Source organism: Rhodopirellula bahusiensis (genome assembly GCF_002727185.1).
Classification (GTDB): Bacteria; Planctomycetota; Planctomycetia; order Pirellulales; family Pirellulaceae; genus Rhodopirellula; species Rhodopirellula bahusiensis.
This window is the reverse complement of record NZ_NIZW01000007.1, coordinates 297,813-320,984: the sequence shown is the minus strand read 5'-3', so window position 1 is coordinate 320,984 and position 23,172 is coordinate 297,813. Positions and strand designations below refer to the sequence as shown.

18 protein-coding genes are annotated in these 23,172 nt (G+C 56.9%); 13 read left to right on the top strand and 5 right to left on the bottom strand.

Features of this window, described 5'->3' with window-relative positions:
• Window positions 1–95 precede the first annotated feature (95 nt).
• Complete coding sequence (locus tag CEE69_RS10940; RefSeq protein ID WP_099260681.1) at window positions 96–1,436, top strand: porin; 1,341 nt, start codon at window positions 96–98, stop codon at window positions 1,434–1,436.
• 90 nt (window positions 1,437–1,526) lie between these two features.
• On the opposite strand, the gene purB is transcribed toward CEE69_RS10940, so the two are convergent.
• A complete protein-coding gene (gene purB, locus CEE69_RS10935) occupies window positions 1,527–2,963 on the bottom strand; it encodes an adenylosuccinate lyase (protein WP_099260680.1) in 1,437 nt (478 codons plus the stop codon).
• Window positions 2,964–3,113: 150 nt separating this feature from the next.
• Between purB and CEE69_RS10930 the strand changes: the two genes are divergently transcribed.
• Entirely contained in the window at window positions 3,114–5,177 is a 2,064-nt protein-coding gene (locus CEE69_RS10930; RefSeq protein ID WP_099260679.1) for a membrane or secreted protein, read from the top strand.
• A gap of 289 nt (window positions 5,178–5,466) precedes the next feature.
• Here the strand turns inward: CEE69_RS10930 and queC are convergent, their stop codons facing one another.
• Window positions 5,467–6,204 carry a 7-cyano-7-deazaguanine synthase QueC gene (gene queC, locus CEE69_RS10925; RefSeq protein WP_099260678.1) on the bottom strand — a complete coding sequence of 246 codons (738 nt, stop codon included), beginning with the start codon at window positions 6,202–6,204 and terminating at the stop codon, window positions 5,467–5,469.
• A complete protein-coding gene (locus CEE69_RS10920) occupies window positions 6,201–7,166 on the bottom strand; it encodes a 3'-5' exoribonuclease YhaM family protein (RefSeq protein ID WP_099260677.1) in 966 nt (321 codons plus the stop codon). The genes queC and CEE69_RS10920 overlap by 4 nt, the downstream gene beginning before the upstream one ends.
• 253 nt (window positions 7,167–7,419) lie before the next feature.
• Here CEE69_RS10920 and CEE69_RS10915 point away from each other — a divergent pair, with 253 nt between their 5' ends.
• From CEE69_RS10915 to CEE69_RS10875, 9 genes are all read left to right on the top strand, one after another.
• A complete protein-coding gene (locus CEE69_RS10915; protein WP_233215128.1) occupies window positions 7,420–9,636 on the top strand; it encodes a serine/threonine-protein kinase in 2,217 nt (738 codons plus the stop codon).
• Between the two features lie 117 nt (window positions 9,637–9,753).
• Window positions 9,754–10,629, top strand: coding sequence for a hypothetical protein (locus CEE69_RS10910; RefSeq protein WP_099260676.1), 876 nt, complete (start codon window positions 9,754–9,756; stop codon window positions 10,627–10,629).
• Window positions 10,630–10,842: 213 nt separating this feature from the next.
• Window positions 10,843–12,894: a flagellar biosynthesis protein FlhA gene (gene flhA / locus CEE69_RS10905; protein WP_099260757.1), complete on the top strand. Its 2,052-nt coding sequence runs from the start codon at window positions 10,843–10,845 to the stop codon at window positions 12,892–12,894.
• Entirely contained in the window at window positions 12,894–14,240 is a 1,347-nt protein-coding gene (flhF, locus tag CEE69_RS10900) for a flagellar biosynthesis protein FlhF (protein ID WP_099260675.1), read from the top strand. The genes flhA and flhF overlap by 1 nt, the downstream gene beginning before the upstream one ends.
• 178 nt (window positions 14,241–14,418) lie before the next feature.
• Complete coding sequence (locus CEE69_RS10895; RefSeq protein ID WP_233215127.1) at window positions 14,419–14,688, top strand: hypothetical protein; 270 nt, start codon at window positions 14,419–14,421, stop codon at window positions 14,686–14,688.
• Between the two features lie 121 nt (window positions 14,689–14,809).
• The gene (locus CEE69_RS10890) at window positions 14,810–15,628 is read left to right on the top strand and encodes a FliA/WhiG family RNA polymerase sigma factor (protein ID WP_008658619.1); all 819 of its coding nucleotides are present in this window, start codon (window positions 14,810–14,812) and stop codon (window positions 15,626–15,628) included.
• Between the two features lie 8 nt (window positions 15,629–15,636).
• Window positions 15,637–16,881: a glycosyltransferase family 4 protein gene (locus CEE69_RS10885; protein WP_099260673.1), complete on the top strand. Its 1,245-nt coding sequence runs from the start codon at window positions 15,637–15,639 to the stop codon at window positions 16,879–16,881.
• 256 nt (window positions 16,882–17,137) lie between these two features.
• Window positions 17,138–18,082 (top strand): serine/threonine-protein kinase, encoded by a 945-nt coding sequence (locus CEE69_RS10880; RefSeq protein ID WP_099260672.1) that lies wholly within the window; start codon window positions 17,138–17,140, stop codon window positions 18,080–18,082.
• A gap of 3 nt (window positions 18,083–18,085) precedes the next feature.
• Window positions 18,086–19,045, top strand: a complete 960-nt coding sequence (locus tag CEE69_RS10875; RefSeq protein WP_099260671.1) for an acetyl-CoA carboxylase carboxyltransferase subunit alpha — start codon at window positions 18,086–18,088, stop codon at window positions 19,043–19,045.
• A gap of 537 nt (window positions 19,046–19,582) precedes the next feature.
• On the opposite strand, the gene CEE69_RS10865 is transcribed toward CEE69_RS10875, so the two are convergent.
• Window positions 19,583–20,365: a CvpA family protein gene (locus CEE69_RS10865; RefSeq protein WP_099260670.1), complete on the bottom strand. Its 783-nt coding sequence runs from the start codon at window positions 20,363–20,365 to the stop codon at window positions 19,583–19,585.
• Between the two features lie 191 nt (window positions 20,366–20,556).
• Here CEE69_RS10865 and CEE69_RS10860 point away from each other — a divergent pair, with 191 nt between their 5' ends.
• Window positions 20,557–21,588, top strand: a complete 1,032-nt coding sequence (locus CEE69_RS10860; RefSeq protein ID WP_099260669.1) for a metal-dependent hydrolase — start codon at window positions 20,557–20,559, stop codon at window positions 21,586–21,588.
• 79 nt (window positions 21,589–21,667) lie between these two features.
• Here the strand turns inward: CEE69_RS10860 and dtd are convergent, their stop codons facing one another.
• Window positions 21,668–22,105 (bottom strand): D-aminoacyl-tRNA deacylase, encoded by a 438-nt coding sequence (dtd, locus tag CEE69_RS10855; RefSeq protein WP_099260668.1) that lies wholly within the window; start codon window positions 22,103–22,105, stop codon window positions 21,668–21,670.
• Between the two features lie 92 nt (window positions 22,106–22,197).
• Between dtd and CEE69_RS10850 the strand changes: the two genes are divergently transcribed.
• A complete protein-coding gene (locus CEE69_RS10850; protein ID WP_099260667.1) occupies window positions 22,198–23,118 on the top strand; it encodes a DUF1559 family PulG-like putative transporter in 921 nt (306 codons plus the stop codon).
• The last annotated feature ends 54 nt before the right edge of the window (window positions 23,119–23,172 follow it).

The following is a 23,172-nucleotide window of genomic DNA, read 5'->3' as shown; positions in this document are numbered from 1 at the left end:
CGGCGGTCGACACGGTTGACGGGTTTGTTGCCATGGAAGGCGACAGTCACTGTGGACGAGGCGAATCCACTTGAAATTGATCAGGGACGAGCAAGATGAAATCGAAACGAGCTGCTTTGTGGTTGGCCCTCGGTGGCTTGGTTGGATTGGGAAGCCTCAATGGCGTTTCTGCCGCCGACCGATTCGTGGCCGACGCAAGTTACCAGGGCGGAATGCCCACGACGCAAGCCGAAGTCCTCCCCGTGGGGCACTTCGACGCCAGTTGTGATGAATCGTGTGACACGTTTCCCGAAATGGAATGTGGTTGCGGCGAACTGACCTGCGACGGCGGTTGCGATGGTGGTTGTGGGGACATGGGAGGCGGCCTGTTTGACGATGGTGGCTGCGGAATGTTCGATTGCGATCTCGGCGATCCGTTCACTCTGTTCGGCGAAGCCTGTGGCTACACCGTCGGCGGTTGGGTCCAAATGGGATACCACAGCAAAGCGTTGCCTTTGTTCAATAACCGTCCCGACGAATACAACTTGCATCAAGCTTGGTTCTACGCCGAGAAAGCGATCGACACCTCGGACGGGTTCGATTTCGGCGGACGCATTGACTACGTCTACGGCATCGATGCCCAGGACACGCAAGCGTTCGGAATTGACAACGGTCACTGGGACAACTCGTGGGACCACGGCGAGTATGGCAGTGCGTTGCCGCAAGTTTACGGTGAAGTTGGTTACGGCGACCTGTCGGTCAAATTTGGTCACTTCTTCACGATCATTGGTTACGAAGTCGTCGGTGCTCCTGACAACTTCTTCTACAGCCATGCTTACACGATGTACAACAGCGAGCCTTTCACCCACACCGGTGCATTGGCGACCTACGCCGCTGGCGAAGACCTGACTCTCTACGGTGGTTACACCTTGGGCTGGGACAGCGGATTCGAAGACAACGGCGACTCGTTCTTGGGTGGTGCATCGCTTGCAATGAGTGACGATGTCACGGTCACCTACGCAACGGTTGCTGGTCGCTTCGCAGATCAGCCCGGCGGAACCACTTCGCAAGGCTACATGCACTCGATCGTCACCGACATCACGTTGACCGAGCAACTGCAATACATCTTGCAATCGGACTACATCGACGCGGAAGACGGCAACGGTGCCAACTTCAAAGAAACCTACGGCCTGAACAACTACCTGATCTACACGGTCAGCGATTGCTTGGCTTTGGGCAGCCGTTTCGAGTGGTATGACGCCGACGCCGGTGTCTTCAACGGCAACGTTGATGTCTACGCGTTGACTTTGGGTGCCAACGTCAAACCGCACGCCAACGTCTTGATCCGTCCCGAAATTCGCTGGGACTGGGCTGACGGAGCCGACGTGACTGGCATTCTCGAGAATGACGAAGACGAACAAACCACGTTCGGCATCGACACGATCTTCTTGTTCTAAGAAACAGACGATCCAAGAGAGAAACTTGATCTCGCCGGTGCCATGTGGACCGGCGAGATCTTTGCGTTGAATGGCATTTGCCCGTCGAAATCAGACGGTGACTTCGACGCTCAGATCGTCGCCGCCGGAGTATCGCTGGCGGATGGGGGCGATGATTGCTTCCATGAACTCGTCGACTTGTTGGGGAGCTCGCCCCACGTAAGCGTGCGGATCAATCGCAGCTTCCAAGTCGATGCCGGCGAAGTTCTTGTCGCCCTTGAGACGTTCCAGCAGGTCGTTGTCGCCAGCGTTCTGTTTGACTTCCAGTGCCGCGGCTTGGCTGTGCACGCGAATTTGTTCGTGCAAATCTTGACGGTCACCGCCCGCAGCGACCGCTTGCATCAAGATGTTCTCGGTCGCCATGAACGGAAGTTCTGCACCCAGGTTTTTCGCGATCGTGGCTGGGTAGACGACCATTCCGTCGGCAACGTTTTGCATCAACACCAGTGATGCGTCGATCGCCAAGAACGCTTGCGGGATGACCAAGCGGCGGTTGGCGCTGTCGTCGAGCGTGCGTTCCATCCACTGAGTCGCCGCGGTCATCGCGGGGCTGCTTTGCAGGCTCATGACAAATCGGCCGAGTGCACAGATTCGCTCGCTCCGCATCGGGTTGCGTTTGTAGGCCATCGCCGAGCTGCCGATTTGCTTCTTCTCAAACGGCTCTTCGACTTCTTTACGACCGGCGAGCAAGCGGATGTCGGTGGCGATCTTGTGCAGGCTTTGGCCAATGCCGGACAGGGCGTCGAGCAATTGAGCGTCGACCTTGCGAGGGTAGGTTTGCCCGGTGACCGCGTAGACAGAATCAAACGAAAGCTTTTCCGCGATTCGTTTCTCGAGGGTTCGCACTTTGTCTTGATCGCCCGAGAACAACTCGAGGAAGCTGGCTTGGGTCCCCGTGGTGCCTTTGGCCGAACGTGCTCGCAGCGTTTCGAGACGATGTTCGATCGCTTCGAGATCAAGGACCAGGTCGTAGATCCACAAGCATGCTCGTTTTCCGACCGTGGTTGGCTGGGCGGGTTGAAAGTGGGTGAAGGCGAGGCAGGGCAGGTCGCGGTGCTCGGCCGCGAATTTTGCCATTTGGTCGATCGTGGCCGCCAAACGTTTTGCGGTGAGTTGCAGGGCTTCGCGAATCAGCAGCAGATCCGCGTTGTCGGTTACAAAACAACTGGTCGCGCCGAGGTGAATGATCCCACGGGCGTCTGGGCATTGATCGCCGTAAGCGTGGACGTGAGCCATCACGTCGTGGCGCAATTCACGCTCGTATTTCTTGGCCTCATCGAGATTCAGCTTGGTCTCAAACGATTTGAGCTGCTCGATTTGGGCGTCGGTGATGGGGATTCCAAGTTCTTGTTCGGCCTCCGCGAGCGCGATCCAGACCTTTCGCCAGGATGCAAATCGCCGCTGCGGTCCCCAGTGAAACGCCATTTCTCGTGACGCGTAACGCTCAATCAGGGGGTTTTGGTACGGTGTTTCCTGCGTTTCGGTCATTTTGGTCTCTTGCGGGGGCACAAATCAGGCGATGGATGGTGACATCGGCATTTCGGCCCGAAATGGAAGGGTTTACGATATCGGCCGGCTGAGCCAGTCGCGCAGAGACGCGGGCTCGGATGGATTCCGATGATTTCAGACGGATCTTGAATGAATTTTCAACGGGTGCAAGTGGCGGACAAACGAGTGATCTATCCCACACGAACATATTTTTCCAACTTCGACGGTCGACCACGGGCTCGACGCGTCGCGATGCTCCATGTGATGACAGCCGTTTTGGTCGTGTGTTTGATGGGATCACAATCGATCGCTCAAGACGCTTCGCCCAAGAAAGAGAACGGGGCAGGGCAGGGCGATGCAAAACCGGTCTTGATGACGGCGCTGAAGTTACTGCCCGACACAGCGGCTGGCGTGGTGCGAATTCCCGACCTGACCGTGCTGTGCGATTCGTGGAAGAAGACCACACTGTCCGGCATAACGGATGATCCCGCGATGAAGCCGCTGATCGATGCCAATTTTGGCAGCCAAGGTGCCGTGTGGGAAAAGCTGGGCGACAAGGTTGGATTGCGTCCCAAGGAACTGTACGAAATCGCGACCGGAGAAGTGATCGCGGTTTGGTTGCCCTTTGAGAACGACAACCGCCGCCCGTCCTCCGTGTGCGTTGTCGCCGACATCCGAGGCAAGCACGCGGAAGCGGAAGCTGTTTTGACACGAGTGGACAACGATCTGAAGGCCGACGGTGCCACTCGCACCGACGTCACTCACGCCGGCGAAACCGTTCGCGTGTACCGGCCAAAGACACGCCCCGGGCAATTGAAGATCGAACAGGTCGTTGTCTCGCTCACCAAAGACCGTGTGATCGCGTCGGATCGTGATTCGGTCGTGTTTGAAATTCTGGATGCGATTGCAAACGATGGCCGGGAAGATTCCTTGGACAAAGCGCCTCTGTTGCGAACGGTTTGGAAACAAGCTCTCTCGCGTAGCGAAATTGTTACCGAAGGTTCGCAAGTCGAATGGTTCGTGAAACCGTTGACGATGGGTCGCATTGTTCGTGACGTGGCCAAGGTAGATCGCGGCAACAAAGTCCGCATTCTGAACCTGTTGGAGAACCAAGGGTTTGACGCTGTGCAAGCAGCGGGCGGCATCGCGGTTGTGGGGCAGGGCAAGTTCGATTTGTTGCATCGCGGGTACGTGCACGCTCCTCCGGTCACGGAAGAGCCCAGTCGCTACCGATTGGCCGCGAGAATATTGCAGTTCCCGAACACGCCCTTGGACCAAGTGCCCGCTTGGGTTCCCGCGAACACGGCCAGTTTGACGCGAGTGAATTGGAAGATCGAAGAAGCGTTTTGGGCGATCGAGACTTTGGTTGACGAAGCATTCGACAACGAGATTTTCCGCCCCAGCATCGAAGGCATTCGTGACGACGAAGAAGGGCCACAAATCGACATCGAGAAGAACGTTTTGCCAAACCTTTCCGAGCACGTGTTTCTGCTGACGGACAACACTCTGCCCGCGACCGTGGATTCTGAACGAGTCTTGGTTGCGATTGAGCTTCGCAATGCGGATGCGATCGGAACAGCGGTTCGTAAAGCGATGGAAGTGGAACCCGATGTGTTCAAGGTGGACCTCGTTCCCGGCGTAGAAATTTGGCAAGTCAAGCACGGCAGCGGGGATGACGAACTGGATGACGAGTTCTTTGATGACCTCGGCTTCGAGGAAGAAATTGACGAAAAGCAATCGCCGCTCTTGAACACCTGGGCGATTGCCATGGTCCCCGCCGGCAAAGGATCCGCCAAACCGCACTTGGTCTTCAGCAGCCATGTCGATTTGTTGGTGGATGTCGCAACGCGAATGCAGACGGGCCAAGGCGAGAAGTTAGCTGATCTGGCTGAGGTCAAAGACCTACTGAAAATGACGAGCGAGATGGGAGCCGATGAGGTCGCATTCCAACGCGTCGTGCGATTGCGTCAGTCATTGCGAGCGAAGTACGAACTGCAACGTCAAGGCGAACTGAAGAACAGCGATTCCGTTTTGGCTTCTTTGGTCAGACGTATGTTCGAAGGAGACGAACCGGAAGTGGATGAACCCATCGAGCGTCTCAACGTGAGCAAATGGCCCGCGTTCAGTGAAGTCGAAAAATACTTCCGCAACGCATTCGGTTTCGTCGAAACCACGGAAACTGGTTGGAACCTCAACGGGTTCTTGTTGAAGTGAGCTAACCCTTCGGGGTGCGAGAGTAGACCGGTTGTCCTCAACTGTTCCGTCGGGCAGGCCTTAACGGCCAAGCCTCGTCGCAACCAAGCTCACATCAACCGCTGGCTTCACGCTGCTGGACAATGCGGGAATGACCACGACGGGCCCCCGTCCGGAGCGACGTTTTGTTGTTCTCGATCGTTTCGGGGCTTCCGCCCCGAGCTAAGGACGGCGGCCCCTTCCGGGGCGATCTGGCGTGGTCGTGATGCGAGGTGGGGCGATGTCGGAGAATCGCGACCGAGTTGTTGTCTCAACCGATCGCGGGATCAGCGATTTCGTTTTCCGCGAATCCTTTGGCTCTTAGCAAACACGCGTCGCACTGACCGCACGGTTGCATCTCGTCACCGCTGCCTTGCGGGTCGTAGCATGACAGTGTCTGCGAGTAGTCCACGCCGAGTTCGATTCCACGTTGGATGATCTCGGCTTTCGTCCAGTGCAACAGTGGCGTGTGAATGGTGAGCGAGTGCTCGTCTTCCACACCCGCTTTGGTTGCCAGGCGTGCCATCGTTTGGAATGCGTCGATGAACTCCGGGCGGCAATCCGGGTAGCCGCTGTAGTCAAGTGCGTTGACGCCGATGAAGATGTCTCGCGAGCCCAAAGTTTCGGCGACTGCCAAAGCGTAAGACAAAAAGATCGTGTTGCGAGCCGGGACATAGGTCACCGGAATGTCGCCGGCAATTTTGTCGACATGATCGGATTTGGGAACGGCAATGGACGAGTCCACCAGGGCGGAGCCACCGAGCTGAGCCAGATCGATATCGATCACGCGATGTGAGGCGACACTCATCAGACTGGCTTGTTTCGCTGCCCGGTCCAGTTCGCCATCGTGACGCTGTCCGTACCGAAAACTGATGGCGTGAACTTCGAACCCTTTGTCGCGAGCGATCGCAACGCAGGTCGCGCTGTCCAGTCCGCCTGAAAGCAACACCACCGCTCGGCCAGCGTTTTCCTGTGCAAACTCGGCTTGTCGTTGCGAGGATGAATTCACGAGTCGCCCTTCCAAAGTTTGCGTCCGATCGATGGGTTGTAGTTCGTCCAGTTTCCGTCCGCAGCGATATCGGATTCGATGATCGAAGAATACGAGGCGAGCTTGGCGTCGAGGTTGTCGATGTGGTGCAAGGCGACGGCTTCCAAAGTGACTGGGATCTTGGGGCTGCCGTATTCCAACACGCCGTGGTGACTGACGATCAAGTGTTCCAGTTGGTGTCGCAGCCCGGTTGAAAACTTTTGGCCGGTGGTGGCTTCGGTTTCCGTGATCTTTTCACCCAGACGCTGAACACCAATGACAATGTGCCCGACGAACTGGCCGCGGTCGGTGTAGCTGATCTCACCGCTGGCACGTAGTTCGTCGATTTTGCCGAGGTCATGCAGGAAGGCTCCCATCAACAGCAGGTCCGTGTCCACGTTGGCGTAGCGGGGCGAGATCAGGCGAACCAATTCCATCATGTTGACGGTGTGTTCGAGCAGCCCGCCGGGGTAAGCGTGGTGATTGGAAACCGCCGCGGCGGCTTGTCGGAACGACTGAACGAAGGAGTCATCGTTTAGGTACGACTGAGCCAACGCGTGCAGGGCGGGATGCGAAATTGTGGCCAGTAATTCCCGCAGTCGAGTGAAGTTGTTGTCGGCTTGAGTCGCGTCAAAGCGGTCGAAGTCACTTTGGTCGACTTCCGCCGGATCCATGCGTTGGATCTCGGTCAGAATGACTTGCAATGCACCGTTGTGCACTTGAGTGCGGCCCGTGCAATGGATGTAGTCGCCGCGATCAAAGGTGTCGAACGTGGTTTCGTCCGCGTTCCACATCATCCCGACGATCGTGCCGGAGCGATCGGACAGTTTCAGCAGAATGTATTTGCCGCCCTGTCGATTGACTCGCAGTTGTTTGTCAGCGGCTTGGAACGGCTGGGCCAACGTCATTCCGTCGGCGAGATCATGGATAGCGGTTCGTGACACGGGCTCGTCGCGGGTAGAAGGCGAATAGATGTTCGGAGCAGGGCAGGGCGGCATTCAGCGGCCAATCGTATCAAGACCCGGGATGGATTCCATGGGGACAGATTTCCGTGGGGAGAGTTGTTGCACGATGTGCCAGTGTTTACCCTGCAGGGTCGGATTCTGCCCAAGAAGAACGGCGAGTCGGCTGTTGGGTCGGCGAATCGCTCCGAAGGAGGGTGGATTCCTCTGGAATTTCTTAGCATCCCGGCAAATCATGACCGATTCATCGTCCGCACCCGATTCACCGCCTGAGTTTCTGGATCCCCCAGAAGCTGCCGGCGAATTAGGCCGACTCGGACCGTATCGTGTGATCGAATTGCTGGGGCAGGGCGGCATGGGTCATGTCTACCGAGCCCAGGACACGCGATTGCAGCGAACGGTTGCTCTGAAGGTGATGAACGAGCGATTCGCGAAATCGCCGAACAGCCGCAAGCGGATTGTCGAAGAGGCTCGCTCAATGGCCGCGGTGCACCACGACAACGTGGCGACACTGTTCGAAGTTGGCCAACGCAACGGAACGCCTTTTTTGGCGATGGAGTTGTTGCAAGGAGCGACGCTGGAGCAACTGTTGCGATCTGGTCGCCGGTTCAATCCAGATGAAGTGATCTCGATTGCTGATCAAGTCGCCTTGGGGCTGGAAGCGGCTCATGATCGTGGGATCATTCATCGAGACATCAAGCCCGCGAATTTGTGGATTCAGTCGCCCACCGAACGCGTCAAAATTTTGGACTTTGGTTTGGCGGTCGCCGGATCCGCGGTTCAAGGATTGGCCCGAGGCGACAGCGTTGTCGGTACGCCCGGCTATCTGTCGCCTGAGCAAGCTCGAAACGAAACCGTCGATGAACGCACCGATCTCTATTCGCTTGGCGTGGTGATGTATGAGCTGTGTGCTGGCAAAGTTCCGTTGCTCGCATCGAACACGCCAACCCAGCTCGTCAACATTCTCTGCCGCGAACCTTTGACGCTCTCGCAGCAAAAGCGAAGCGGCGAACCAGTGGACGTGCCCGAGCCGCTCGAGCGACTGATCATGAGATTGCTGTCCAAGGAACCTGGGCAACGATACGAGACTGCCGGGCACTTCCGCAAAGCTTTGTCGTCGGTGTCCGAACAAATTCACGAGTCCAAGCAAGCCGGCCTGGCGATCGAAGTCGAACCTGATGCAGTCAATGGTTCGTCGGTCCAAGAAGGATCGAATTCCAATGCCGCGAAAAAGGCAACTCGTGGGGGAAGTGGAAAAGTTTTGCTCGCGGTCGGCGGTTTGGCTGCCGCCGTTTTGATCGGTGGCGGTGCGTGGTGGACACTGCGTGATCGGCCAGCTGAGGATTCACCTGCGGCCCCGGTGCGGGAGGCATCCTCTCCCGAAGCGTCACCCGCTGTGCTGGCAGCTCAGTTGGGAGCGTTGCAATTGACTGGGAAAGTCATCGCCGATCCGGAGATTCCGGTTGGTGAAATGGCCCGGTTCCGGCTTCAGCTAACCAATCAGGCGGAGTCATCCGAAACCGATCCGCGAGTTCGGTATTCGCAGGCTGGACAGGTCGCCCGCATCACGACTTACTTGCAACAAGAAGGTCAACTGAAACGCAAGGCTCCCGCGTTCCCTCGATCGTTTTCGCCGAGGCAGTTGCCGGCTCCTGGCGAGACACAGTCGATCGAGATTCAGTTTCTGACCAACAACTTGGCGCAGGAACAGTTTGATGTGATCTTTGAATTGCAATCGCCCGCGGGCGCACTTGTTGACTCAACAACGTCGCAGTTCGAGGTCGCCGAGAACTTGCAGTCCGGCGACTTATTGGGGTTTGACACGGTCAGAACGCGAGCGGGAAAAGGTGCCGACACCTATGTTCGCGAGGGAAGCACGGAGGACTTTGGCAAGCAACCCGTTGTGGTCGCTCACCGAGATGGGGCAAACGGCAGCAATGTCTTGGCGATTGCATTCCTTCGATTCGATTTGACTCAGTTGAATCCGCCTGCGGGAGCTGGATCCGATTCGGCGAGCTCCGTGCTCGAGCGGATTGAGCGTTCCGCATTGTTGTTGAGCATGGCTCCTGAATCGCACCCCGGTGCGGGGCGGATCTTGGTCCACGGGTGGCCACTGGACCTGTCGACTTCCAATGGAACTGGGCCGCTGGATTGGAGCGAAACGGGCGACGGCTTTTTGAGGTTTGCAAACAGTCCCGTGGCGAATGGCATGGATGGAATGGTACCACTTGGGGAACTGAAATTCGACAATTCCGGGGAAGGCCTGAAAGACCGACCGGACGGCATTCGCTTTGTTTCGAAAGCACTGGACGACTTTCTGCGTTCATCCACCGGTGTGGTCACGCTGGTTTTGTCGCAGGAAGGATGGTTGGGAGATCCCACCCGGTTCAATTCTCGAGACCGTTCGCTGGAGCTCGCCCCTGGATTGGCTGTTCGGTGGAAAACGGATTGAGGGAAGCTGGTTTTCACGACCGCTGAAAGGTTATTGAGAGCCGAATTTGGCAACAAGACGCCGCAATTCGCGAAGCTTCGTGTCAACCTGACCACAGGACTGAGTTAGAATACCGGAATGAACCCTCCGGCCGTTTCCAATCCCAGCTCTTCGCCCGACACCGACGCTTCGGCTCGCGAAGGCCAATCCAAACCAGCGAATTCGGGCAATTTGACATCGTCCTCGCTGACGAACTCGTCGGAGGTTCGGCTCAGCCGGTCTCGGCAGACCTGGACGGGTGCGGGCAGTGCCGCCGGGTTTGTCCTTCGGTACCTCCCGCCAATGCGTCGGTTGTTGATCGACGTTATGGGCAGTGAATCGGATGCCGACCGGGCGTTGGCAATTTTGATTTCGCACTTGGTCAAAGCGGGCTATTCAGGGCACGCGAAGGGTCGGCTGCGAGACTTCTTGATCCTTGGGCTTCGTTCAGCCGCCAAGGCTCGGGCGACCGAGATCGAATCCAAAGCGAAAAAGGCCGGCGAATCTGTCATTTCGAGAGAGTTGGATCTGGACTCGGCCAAGACGGAATCTCGTGAATGGCTCAGCTATTGGCGAGATGGACTGATGCAGCGGGCTTGGCGGGCTCTCGAGCGAGAGCAGCACCGAGAAAGAACGCGAACTCAGACAGTTGAGTCAGCCAAAATTGATGAGGTGGAAAGTGCTGAGTCGGAAGAGCCTGCCAACGACCTGGTTCACGACGTGTTGCGGATGGTCACGAATCATTCGGGCGAATCGTCTGAGGTGATCGCCGGCCGAATCGCTGAGTTGGCAGAACGGAGTGTGTCCGCCGCCGAAGTGAAGCGGCAGTTGCCGATCGCACGGTCGTTGTTCGCTCAGTTGTTGGCCGACGAAATTTCGCTGACGCTCGAAGACGCCGATGCGGCAGCGATCCAAGTCGAAATCGGCAAGTTGGGACTGCAGAAAGCCTTTTCAGGATTGCAAGTGAAAGCTTGAGCCGAACCGGGGTTGGCTGCCGCGTCGTGAAACACGAGCTGCGAGAGATTCTGTCGAAATCCGTCGGTTTGCCAGCGTCCTAACTTGAGTCGGATTCTTCACTTTCGACGAAAAAAAAGTTTTGATACCGTCGGGCTTGGGTAACACCGGGAAGGTGTTGCCATGACATGAGTTCGCTCAAGCCCGAAGGAACGACCGGCGATGCAGTTATTGATGCGCTACCGAGATTTGGTGTTGCCGATTGGCATCATCATGTGTTTGGTGGTGATTCTCGTGCCGCTGCCGCCGTTCCTGATGGACTTGTTGCTGGCAACCAACATCACCGTAGGTGTGATCGTGTTGCTAACGACGGTTTACGTCTCGACACCGCTCGAATTCAGTATTTTCCCGTCGTTGTTGCTGGCCACAACGCTCGCTCGATTGGTGCTCAACGTCGCCACGACGCGGCTGATTCTGACCAGCACCGAATCCGGCAGTGGGGGCGCTGCCGGCGGAGTGATCCAAGGCTTTGGCGAGTTTGTCGCCGGCGACCGGATCGAAATCGGAATCATTATCTTTGTGATCATCGTGTTGATTCAGTTCATCGTGATCACCAAGGGTGCGACTCGGATCAGTGAAGTCGCCGCCCGATTCGCGTTGGATGGGATGCCGGGTCGCCAGATGGCGATCGATGCGGACATGAACGCGGGTTTGATCGACGAAAAAGAAGCTCAACGTCGCCGCGAAGAAATCGCGAACCAAGCTGACTTCTACGGGGCAATGGATGGTGCCAGTAAGTTTGTCCGTGGGGATGCCATCGCGGGCATCGTGATCACGTTGGTCAACGTGGCTGGCGGGCTCTACATCGGCGTGATGCGTTATGGCATGACAGTGTCCGAGGCTGCGGAACTGTTCACGAAACTGACCATCGGTGACGGTTTGGTCAGCCAGGTCCCCGCGCTGTTGATCTCATTGGCGGCGGGTTTGTTGGTCACGCGAAGTGCTCGCAAAGCCAGTTTGCCCGAGCAGTTCTTGCAGCAGCTATTCAGCAATCCAAAGGCGCTCGCTGTTGCCGGTGGGTTCCTGTCGTTGTTGATCCTTACCAGTTTGCCAGCACTTCCCATGGCGACCTTGGGAGCAAGTTGCATCGGTTTGGCCGTGGTCATGAACCGACAAAACAAACAAGACGAACGAGACGAGTTGGACGCCGAAGAAGCCGAGCAAGCTGCCGCGTCGGCGCCACCCGAGAAACGGGTCGAAGACTACTTGAATGTGGACCCGATGGAATTGGCGATCGGCTTGGGGTTGCTGTCGTTGGCGGATCCCAACCGAGGTGGCGATCTGATGCAGCGGATCACTGGTGTCCGGCATTCCATCGCGGGCGACATTGGGGTCGTGCTTCCCAAAGTTCGAATTCGCGACGACATGAATTTGCACGACTACGAATACGAAATTCGAATCGCTGGAAACCCGTTGACCAAACAACGTGTGCTGCCGGATCGCTTGCTGGCGATCGACAGTGGGCACACGACGGGAGTGATCGATGGGGAACCGACCAAAGATCCGACCTTTGGTGAACCCGCGGTTTGGATCGATCCGATCCGCCGCGAACAAGCCGCGATTTATGGTTACACGACCGTCGAGCCTGCTGCGGTGTTGGCAACTCACTTGCAAGAGTTGGCTCGTCGGCACGCGGACGAATTGCTGACCCGTGATGCAACCAAACACTTGGTCGACGAATTGAAAGAGGCTGCCCCCGCGGTCGTGGAGGAACTCATTCCAGGCATGCTGAAAATCAGTGATGTTCAGCAAGTTCTGCAGACGTTGCTTCGCGAAGACGTGCCCATTCGACAATTGGCGATCATCCTGGAAACGCTGGGTGACCACGCCGGACGAACCAAAGATCCGATTTGGCTGAGTGAATATGTGCGTCATCGTTTGGCTCGCACAATCAGCACGCGATATCGCGACGAATTGGGCCAGCTCCATGTGGTGGCGCTCGACCCAGCGATGGAAGACCGCATTGCGGCAGGAATCGAACATACCGAGCGAGGACTTTTTGTCCGGATGAGTCCCCAAGCGGTGGACTCGACTTGCGACAAAATCTCCCAAGCCGTTAAGAAACTAGTCACGTTGGGACATACCCCGGTCCTTTTGGTCAGCCCTCGGATTCGTCCAGGACTTCGCCAGATCATTGCCGGATCCATGCCCCGCGTTCGTGTGCTGTCGTACAACGAAATCACACAGGACACAAAAATCCAGTCACACGGCGTGGTGAGTGATTGATGCATATCCGAACTTTTCGAGCAGCGAATCTGCAAGCGGCGCTTGCCGACATCCGAAACCAAATGGGCCCGGAAGCTTCCGTGCTGCATACGCGGCAGGTCCGCAATGGTTGGATGGGTTGGCTTGGCCGAACTCATGTGGAAGTCACCGCAGGTTTGCATGGTGGTTCCGTGGATGGATCCTCTCGTGATGCCGCTGGCGGTCGCATCCCGGCAAACTACGGGGACGAACCGTTGCCGCCCGCTGATGTTCGTTCGGTGAATTCCGTTGCGGCGTCTTCCGGCTACGGGACGTCACCGACCGGCACGCCGAGCAATGCTGCTGGTTCGATGTCCGTTTCCGCAGGGCAGAATTCTGCTGAAGCAAATTATCAAAATTATGATGCCGCTCACCAACTTCAGTCTGGGACCGGGGCAGGGCAGGGCGGTTTCTATGGCTCGGGTTATTCGTCCGATGAACTGAGTCCAGCCGATTCCTTGTCATTGCGTCTGGTTCAGGCTGGTGTGGAAGAAGCCACCGCACGCAGATGGATGGCTTCGGCGTCCAGTTTCGCTGCAGGAATCGCGAATTCCGATCCTGCGGCACAGACCGATCGGCGTTGGATGGAGCACTTGCAACGTGCCGTGGCTCGCGAATTGAACCTATGCGGACCCATTCGAACTCAACCGGGTGATCGTCACGTGGTCGCGTTAGTCGGACCGACTGGAGTGGGCAAAACAACGACGGTCGCGAAGCTAGCGGCAGGCTTCCGCATTGAAGCTCGCCGGCGGGTTGGATTGCTGACAATTGACACCTACCGAATCGCTGCGGTGCAGCAACTGAAGGCCTACGCTGAGATCATGGACCTGCCGATGCAGGTCGTTGAGAAACCGGAACAGATGGAAACGGCGCTCAGTGCGCTCGGTGATGTGGATCTTGTACTGATCGATACCGCCGGCCGCAGCCCACGAAGTGACGCCCGCATTGAACAACTCTCTGAGTTTTTACGGGCGGCGCATCCTGATGAAACACACTTGGTTCTCAGTGCGACCAGTTCGGGTGAAAACATCCGGACGACGCTGGAAGGCTTCGCCCCGGTGCGAGCCAATGCGGTCACATTGACCAAGCTCGACGAGACACCTTGCATGGCGGCCGTGTTGGCCGCTTTGACGGGGCGTGATCGCATCGTCGCGCCTCCGCTGAGTTACTTGACCAATGGTCAACAAGTCCCCGATGACATCGCCGTGGCTGACGCTGCAGGCTTGGTGGCACAATTGTTGCCACACATGCCCACGGCTGGATTGGGGGAGATGGGGATTGAAACAATGGACGGGTACGAATCTTTGCACTATGGCGAGGCCGCCTAATTTCAAAGATTTTGACTGAAGTATCAACGGGAAGTCGACCGATACTCTGAACTGCGACGGCACGTGATCGACGAAAGTCACTTGAGACTTTTTTTGAAGTGTCCGTTTAACGAGTTTGGGATAGAAGAATTCGGCCCGTTTTTATTTTCTGGCCTGCCTTCACTGTCTGGACGGTGACATGACCCGATCATTGGCTCTATCGCTTGGATCTTTCGCAATGGGACTGGTTGTCCTTCGCGGAATCTGGCATGGAGAGATGGCCGGAGACGTTGCTTCCGAAGCGATCGGAACTCTGATCGTTTTCATGGGCATCGGAGGTTTGGCGGGTACCATTGCGGATCAGTTGATCCGAGACGGAGTGGAAGACTTGTATCGCAAACGAGTGAAGTGGTTTCAGGAAGGTGTCGCCGAAACGACAGCGGAAGAAACCGAAAACCAAACCAAATGACGGCGGACTGTTGACGGCACGGATGCTGATTGACTCGCACGTTCAAACACACCAAGACTTATTTCATTGCTAGTGACGGACACGCAGCGGATTTCCGTTGCGGATATGAAACGAGCAATCAGTGATCATCACGGAGGATTCTATGCCGGCTACCGCAACTGCTGACGACCCAATCTTGAAGGTATGGACTTCTTTTAAATCCACCACCAAGGATGCTCCTGACTACGAGCCGCTGCGGAACCAGTTGGTGGAACGCTACATGCAATTGGTTCGCTACAACGGCGAACGCATCTGGCAACGACTTCCCGATGGCGTGGAACTGGATGACTTGATCAGTGCCGGTATGTTCGGCCTGATGGACGCCATCGACGCCTATGACACCGAACGCGGCGTGAAGTTCGAAACGTTTTGCGTGCCTCGGATCCGGGGAGCAATGCTCGACGAACTTCGCAAGATGGACTGGGTTCCACGTTTGGTTCGCAGTAAAGCCAGCAAACTGGCCACCGCGACCAAAACCTTGGAAGCTCGCTTTGGTCGTGCACCAACCGTCCAAGAGTTGTCGGCTCACATGGAGATCGACATCAAAGAAGTGGAAAAGATGCAAAGCGAAGCCAACGCCGTCGGCGTCGTCTCGCTGAACAAGAAGTGGTACGAAACGGACAGCTACAAAGATGTTCGTGAGATTGACATCTTGGAAGACAAGAAGGGCGAAGACCCCACTCGTCGTGTCCAGAAAAACGATTTGATGCGTTTGGTCACCAAAGGGTTGAACCGCAACGAGCGTCTGATCATCATTCTGTACTACTACGAAGAACTGACGATGAAAGAGATCGGGGCCACTTTGGACCTGTCCGAATCTCGCGTCAGCCAAATGCACACCGCCATCGTCAATCGTTTGCAACAGCAACTCGGCGTTCGTCGCCTTGAGTTCGGGGCTTAAGACCTTTCATGCGTATCGCCCATGTGATCACCCGAATGATCATTGGCGGCGCGCAAGAAAACACGCTGCACAATTGCCAGGACCTCGTTCATCTTCATGGGGACGAGGTCTTGCTCGTTACCGGGCCCGCTGTTGGACCGGAAGGAGACTTGCTTTCCAAACGTGTCCCGTCTGATGCACGCAGTGGCGACCATTCTGCGGTTGAGACTCAGGGCAGGGCAGGGCGGTTCGAACTGGACGGTTTGCCAATCGAGCTGATCGACTCCCTTCGTCGTGCGATTCATCCGGTGAACGACTGGAAAGCCGCTCGCGATTTACGACGGACGTTGTTGGGCTTTGATCCTGATGTCGTCCACACGCACAGCGCCAAAGGTGGTTTGCTTGGCCGACACGTCGGATGGGGGCTGAAGCGAACCTCCACTGGCAAACGTCCCGTTGTCGTCCACACGGTTCATGGCGCTCCCTTTCATGAGTACCAATCCAAGCTGGCTCATGACTTCTTCGTACGGTGTGAGCGTTGGGCCGCGTCCCGTTGTCACAAATTGATCTCGGTCGCCGATGCGATGACGGATCTGATGGTGGATGCGGGCGTCGCACCTCGCGAAAAGTTCGTGACGATTCACAGCGGGATGAACGTCGACCCGTTTGTTCATGCGGCGGATCACCGCGAAGCGGTTCGGCAAAAGTACGGTCTGCGGGACGAGCATGTTGTGGTGGGCAAGATTGCTCGACTGTTTCACTTGAAGGGTCACGTGGATTTGATCCCCGCTGCGAAGCGTGTTGCGGACCGATACCCGAACGTGCGGTTCTTGCTTGTGGGGGATGGGATCCTTCGTGCGGAACTCGAACAGCAGATTGAATCGCTGGGTTTGCAGGAGAACTTCATTTTTACCGGGTTGGTGCCACCGTCGGAGGTGCCCGCCATGATTGGTGCGATGGACGTTCTGGTTCACGCTTCCTACCGAGAAGGTTTGGCTCGGGCGTTGCCGCAAGCTTTGATCGCGGGTCGACCAGCGATCAGCTACGACATCGATGGCGCTCGCGAAGTTGTGATCGATGACCAGACCGGATACTTGGTCGGGGCAGGGGAGCTCGACCAACTGGCAGACCGGATGATTCGTTTGGTTGGCGACGCCGAACTTCGTCAGCGGATGGGGCGTGAAGGCCAAACCCGGTTCACGGATCTGTTCCGGCACGAGACGATGACTCGCCGAATTCGCGAATTGTATTCGGAACTGATCGCGGCCAACTGAGCGGCCCTCCGTCACGGCGCTCCACCTCTCGACAATCGTCGCGTGAGCTCTGCGTCCGTGAACCAAGGGGAGGGCAGGGTGGTTGGGTACCGAAGTGCCCTTTTCTGCGGCGGTATCCCGTCGCCCGCCAAGCGATTTTCGCCGCCGGGCACACGTCTTTCGGCTGTGGGGGAGGTTGGACTATCATGCGAGGCCACAAAATCGTTTTGATCGTTCAACTCGATGGTCCCGTTTCCGACAAAGCCCCAGCCGCTCGATGTCTAAATCACGCGACTTTCTAGGCCCCTACCGACTCGCTCGATTGATCCGCATCGGATCAACCGCTGAAGTTTGGGAAGCGATTGATGAAGGGGACCAGAAACGTTACGCGCTCAAGATTTTGCGTCAGTCGATGTCGAATGACAAAGGCGAACTGGCATCGCTCAAGCACGAGTACAACGTCGGCAAGGCGCTGAACAGTCCGCGGATCATCAAGATGATCGACCACCGCGTCGAAAACGGCCGGCCATTTCTAGTGCTGGAATTGTTCAGTGAAATGAACATGAAGCAGGCGCTTCGGAAGGGGCCTGAGTCGCTCGCGTACATGCTCGACAAAATTATCGAGCAGGCCGCTGAGGGTCTTTACTACATGCACACGAAGAATTGGATCCATCGCGATATCAAGCCAGACAACTATCTGGTCGCCCATGACGGCGAGACCAAGCTGATTGACTTCACAATCACCGAACCGAAGCGGACCGGTTTGAGCAAGATGTTCTACAAAGCCAAGAACATCCAGGGCACACGCAGTTACATGGCTCCCGAACAAATTCGCGGGAAGCTTTGCGACGAACGCAGCGATATCTATTCGTTCGGTTGTGTCCTGTTCGAAGCCTGCACGGGCAAGCCACCGTACACCGGGCAGACTCCCAACGATTTGCTCTCGAAGCACCTGTCCGCTTCGATCCCAAGTCCGATCGTCCACAACGACAACGTGACGAAGGATTTCGCTGACTTGGTGAAAAGCATGATGGCGAAGTCGCCCGACGCGCGACCGGACTCGGTGTGGGAATTCTTGAAGGTCTTTCGCAACATCGAAGTTTGGCGGAAGCGACCACGTCGTCCTGAAGTCAGCGTCTTTGACGATGACGGTTCGATGAAGTCTCCCGAAGACATGATCAAACGTCCCGAACAAACCAACGACGAAGAAGAGGAAGCTTGAGCAATGGCCGGACCTGGATTGGAATTCGAAAACGAGATCGCTGATCTGGAGGGGCAAATTGCTTCTTTGGAACGGAACACCGATCGCAGCGAAGAAATTGACACAGCGATTCGATCGTTGCGTTTGGCACGCGTTGCCAAATTGAAAGAGACTTACTCATCATTGGATCCGTGGCAAACGGTCCAAGTGGCTCGTCATAAGAACCGGCCTTACACGCGCGATTACCTCAACTTAGCGTTTGACGAGTTTGTCGAATTGCACGGTGACAAGCACTTTGGCGATGACCGCGCGATGCTGTCCGGTTTCGCGAAATTGGATCGATTCAAGGTGATGGTGATCGGTCACCAAAAAGGTAGGACCTACAAGGAACGTGCGGCTTGTCACTTTGGTTGCGCTCATCCGGAAGGTTATCGCAAGGCCATGGTGAAAATGAAAATGGCCGAGAAATATCGCTTGCCGGTCATTTGTTTCATTGACACGCCCGGAGCCTATCCGGGGATCGGTGCCGAGGAGCGCGGCCAGGCTCAAGTGATCGCCGAAAGCATGTTCATGATGAGTGATCTGAAAACGCCGGTCATCTGCGTTGTGATCGGCGAAGGTGGATCCGGTGGTGCTCTCGGGATCGGCGTTGGCGATCGAGTCGCGGTTTTGCAGCACGCTTACTACAGCGTCATCAGCCCGGAAGGCTGTGCCGGAATTTTGTGGAAGAGTCACGAACACGCGCCCAAAGCGGCCGCCGCGCTTCGGTTCACGAGCGACCATTTGTTGCGTCTCGGCGTCGTTGATGATGTGCTCGAAGAACCGCTCGGTGGCGCTCATCGTGACCACCATCAAATGGCGACTCGGATGAAGACTTATTTGTCGCGTCAGTTGTCTGAATTGGAAGAAATGCCGGTCGATCAGATGCTCGAGCAACGCTACGAAAAATTCCGCCGGCTCGGCGTCTTCTTGGAAGAGAGCTGAGGCCGACGCTGAAGAGTCGTCGCGTCTTTCAGCGGAGCGGCGCGAGCCGCCCGGTCTCGCCGTACGGAGGGCTCGCGTTAGGATCCGCACGGCGAATCAGGGCGGATTTCGACCGCCCCGCAACGTCCGATAATGCCCCTTATGTTGTATTCGAGGTGCGTAAAACCAGTGTTTCAGGCGTGTTTTGCGTCTGGGGTTTGGTTTCGTGACGTTGCAGATGTCTGGGCGCCGGTGATCTGGAGGACGCCCCGCCCCGATCGTTCGCCGTCCTTGCGAATTCAAAATTGCGATCGTTTCGCTGTCGCGTTTTGAACGCCGGCCGAGCGATCATCGTCGCGGAGTTTGCCATCGCGGCGTCGCGGATTTTCGCCGTCCTTGCGAATTCAAAATTGCGATCGTTTCGCTGTCGCGTTTTGAACGCCGGCCGAGCGATCATCGTCGCGGAGTTTGCCATCGCGGCGTCGCGGATTTTCGCCGTCCTTGCGAATTCAAAATTGCGATCGTTTCGCTGTCGCGTTTTGAACGCCGGCCGAGCGATCATCGTCGCGGAGTTTGCCATCGCGGCGTCGCGGATTGTCGCCATGTCGGCGCCTGCTGTTGCGGGCTCGCGGCGGCGTTGGGTGTCGAGCTAGCGGTTGATGTTGAGCCTCCGCCAAAGCCGCCGAAAGGCTGCTGTGTTCGCGGGCTGTTTTGAGCTTGCTGAAAGCCGTTTTGCGGCGCGAAGTCATTCGCTGGTTGAGCGTTCTGATTGTTCCAATTTGGATCGACGTTCGGTGGCGTTTGGGATCGCGACAGCCAAGATTCGTCTGAGTCTGGCTGATCACCGAATTGGTCCAAATAGGGTCGGACGACCGTGTTCAGTTCCGGCGGCATGATCGAGTTGGATTCGGCGAGCACGCGTGCGATCAATCGGCCGCTCTCGCTGGCCACGATCGCTCGCTGAGTTCGTTCGCCAAAAAGCGTGACCGCGAAGAGCGTGATGATCGTGCACAGCAGAGCTCCTTTGGCGAGTCCAAAGAGAGCTCCGATCTGGCGGTCGAATTCTTTCAGCCGCATTCGGTCGATCATTCCGCTGACCATTCGCAGTGCGACCCAGATGACGAAGGATGTGCCGACGAACAGGATGAACATCGCCAGGAATTGATTCCAAGGCGGCGCAGCATGAATGTTCTGGCTGAACGGTTCGCGATAGTGGTACGCGACGGCATAGCTGACGACGATGGAAGCGATCGAAGCGAGTTGCCATGCAAATCCACGGATCGCGCCCAGAAGGGTTGCGCCGACCAGGATGATCGTCATCAGGATGTCGTAAGTCTGCATGTGCGCACTTTCACCGCTGCAACGGATCCGAACCGTTTTGACGCTTGTAGCAAAAGCAGAGGGGCAGGGCGAACAGCAATTTTGCGTGCTTTGGAGGCAAGCCGAGAAGCTTCGTCTGTTTCGCAGTTCAGATCGAATATTTTTCCCCATGGCGGGCGGGCATCCGGATTTGGTAACGCCAATGGTTCTCGGTGCGCGACCGCCCTGCTCCGCCCTCACGGTTTGGTGGTGGCTGTTGTCTCGGGAATAGTGTCGGACCGCCCTTCCCCATCCGTGCTCTCCTTTCCGTTCGCGTTTCATTGGCTGGCTTCAAAACCCATATCTCGACGAGCACCGTTGTCGGATGCGCCTATGGATATTGGGGTGTCGTCGATCAGGGCATGTCGCTGGAGAGTTCGCTGCTCGCCGGAGGTTTGTGCAGCGTGTCGGGGATGTTGCCGGATTTGGACAGCGATTCTGGGGTGCCGCTTCGCGAAACGAGTTTGTTTCTGGCGGCGGTCGTACCGATGTTGATGATCGATCGATGGAGAGATCTGGGGCTGTCACACGAAGCGATGGCGCTCGCGGCGATGATCGTTTACATCGCGATTCGGTTTGTTGCGGTGGAAGGATTCCGCAAGTTCACGGTTCACCGAGGGATGTGGCATAGCATTCCAGCGGCGTTGGTCGCGGGGCTGATCGCCTACATGGCCATGCCTTGCGCTAGCGAAGCCGTCCGCGTCTACAAATCCTGTGCGGTGTTGGTTGGATTCTTGACCCATTTGATCTTGGACGAGATCTGGTCGTTGGATTTCAGCCGCGGCTCGATGCGAGTGAAGAAATCCTTTGGGACGGCACTGAAATTTTTCGGCAGCAGTCCGCTGGCCAACATTTTTGTCTGGGGCCAACTCGGGCTGTTCATTTACTTGGCTTGGGGCGATCACGAAATCTTGGATCGCTTGCGTCAGCGTGTGCGAATGGATCGAGATCGCTACGCCGTTCCGAGTCAGGACGAGATCAATCCGGACTACACCAATCCGTCATTGTTTGCGCCGTGGGAATCTCGTGAGCCGCCGCAGTGGCAGCCGCGGATGACTTCGCCGCAAGAATCGCCTTCGAACTTTGGTTGGCCGTCTCAGCCTTCTCAACCGCAGCCGGGAGCTGTTCCGCCGGGAGCGATTCAGTCGGGAATGGGACAACAGGTTGCTCGCCCGAATTGGCCCACTGCCCTGCCCCGACGCTAAGCGACGGTCCCGAAACGCTTCCGCATTGAGCGGCGCGAGCCGCCCGGTGATCCGCCGGTCGGTTTTCGCTGGCTCTTTCTCAGAGTTCCAAGATGATCGTGACCGGTCCGTCGTTGGTCAGCGAAACGGCCATGTCGGCAGCGAAGATGCCGCATGGGACCGACAGTCCCGTTTTGCGAAGCTCGCTGACGAAATGCTCGTAGAGCTCTTTGGCTCGCTCGGGAGGCGCGGCGTCGGTGAACGCGGGCCGGCGTCCTTTTCGGCAATCGGCCAGCAGCGTGAATTGGCTGATCGCGAGAACATTCCCACCGGCATCGATCACATTTCGGTTCATCTTTCCGTTTTCGTCGGAAAAGATCCGAAGCCCAGCGGTTTTGTCAGCCAGTGCGGCTGCGGTCGCTTCCGTGTCGTCGTGTCCAATCCCGATCAATGCCACCAATCCGCGGTCGATTTGGCCAACGATTTCTCCGTCCACTGAAACGCTGGCTTGTCCGCTGCGTTGCAAAACAATTTTCATCGGTCGGTTCGCGATCCAAGTCGTGGCGAGATGGGCTAAATTGGTGACTGGACGCACACGCGGTGCATCACAGATTTGCTGGAAAGGATCGTATGACGTTTCTGTTCACTTGCCCACACTGCCAATCGCAAACCGAAGTCGAAGATGAATTCAGCGGACGCACCGGTGACTGCGTCGTGTGTGGTCGCGAAATCACAATGCCTGTATTCGCTGGTGCGCGGCGACAGGGAAGTCGGCCTACGAATCGAAAACGATCGGCAATTTGGTTCGTCGCGGCTGGGTTGGCGTTGTTGCTCATCGGAGCCGGTTTGATCGCGGCAATCCAGGTCGGAAGTCGGACGGCCAAGAAGATTCGCACGGGGCGTCAGCGATTGAGCAGCATCAAGAACATGGAAAAGATCGCGACCGCGTTGAACGCTTACGCCACCGATCACGGTGTCTACCCTGCCCCATACACCACGGATGGCACGGGACGAAAGTTGCATTCATGGCGAGTGACGATCCTGCCTTACCTCGACGAGGATGCTCTGTTCAGTCAGATCGACAAGGGCGTGCCGTGGAACGAGGGCGAGAATCAGCAGCTCTCCTGGCAAATTCCTGCGGTCTACCGGCATCCTGAGAGTAGCGGTTGGGGGGCCGGGACTGTCTACCATTTGGTGACGGGGGCTGGAACTTTGTTTCCCAGTACCGGGCCGATGGGGCCCAGGCAGGTGACCGACGGAGCCGCAAAGACAATCCTGTTGGCGGAAGGTCAGATGAATTCCATGACCGAGTCGTGGATGGAGCCTTACGATTTAGATGTCGCATCGATTGGCGGTCTCATCAACGCCCCATCCGGAAATGGACTTGGCGGAGCAACCGAAGGTGGCGTTTGCGTTGCGACCGTGGATGGCAGGGGGTATTTCCTGCCAGATACGACACCGCCGTTGACCGTTCAGGCGTTGATCTCTCCTGCCGGCGGCGAGCCACTGCCCGATGACGTGTTGGACGAATGGGCCTCGACAGAACGATGAGTTTATTGAGGCACTCGCTGTCGTCTTTGAACTGAAACACTTTGGTATGGAAAC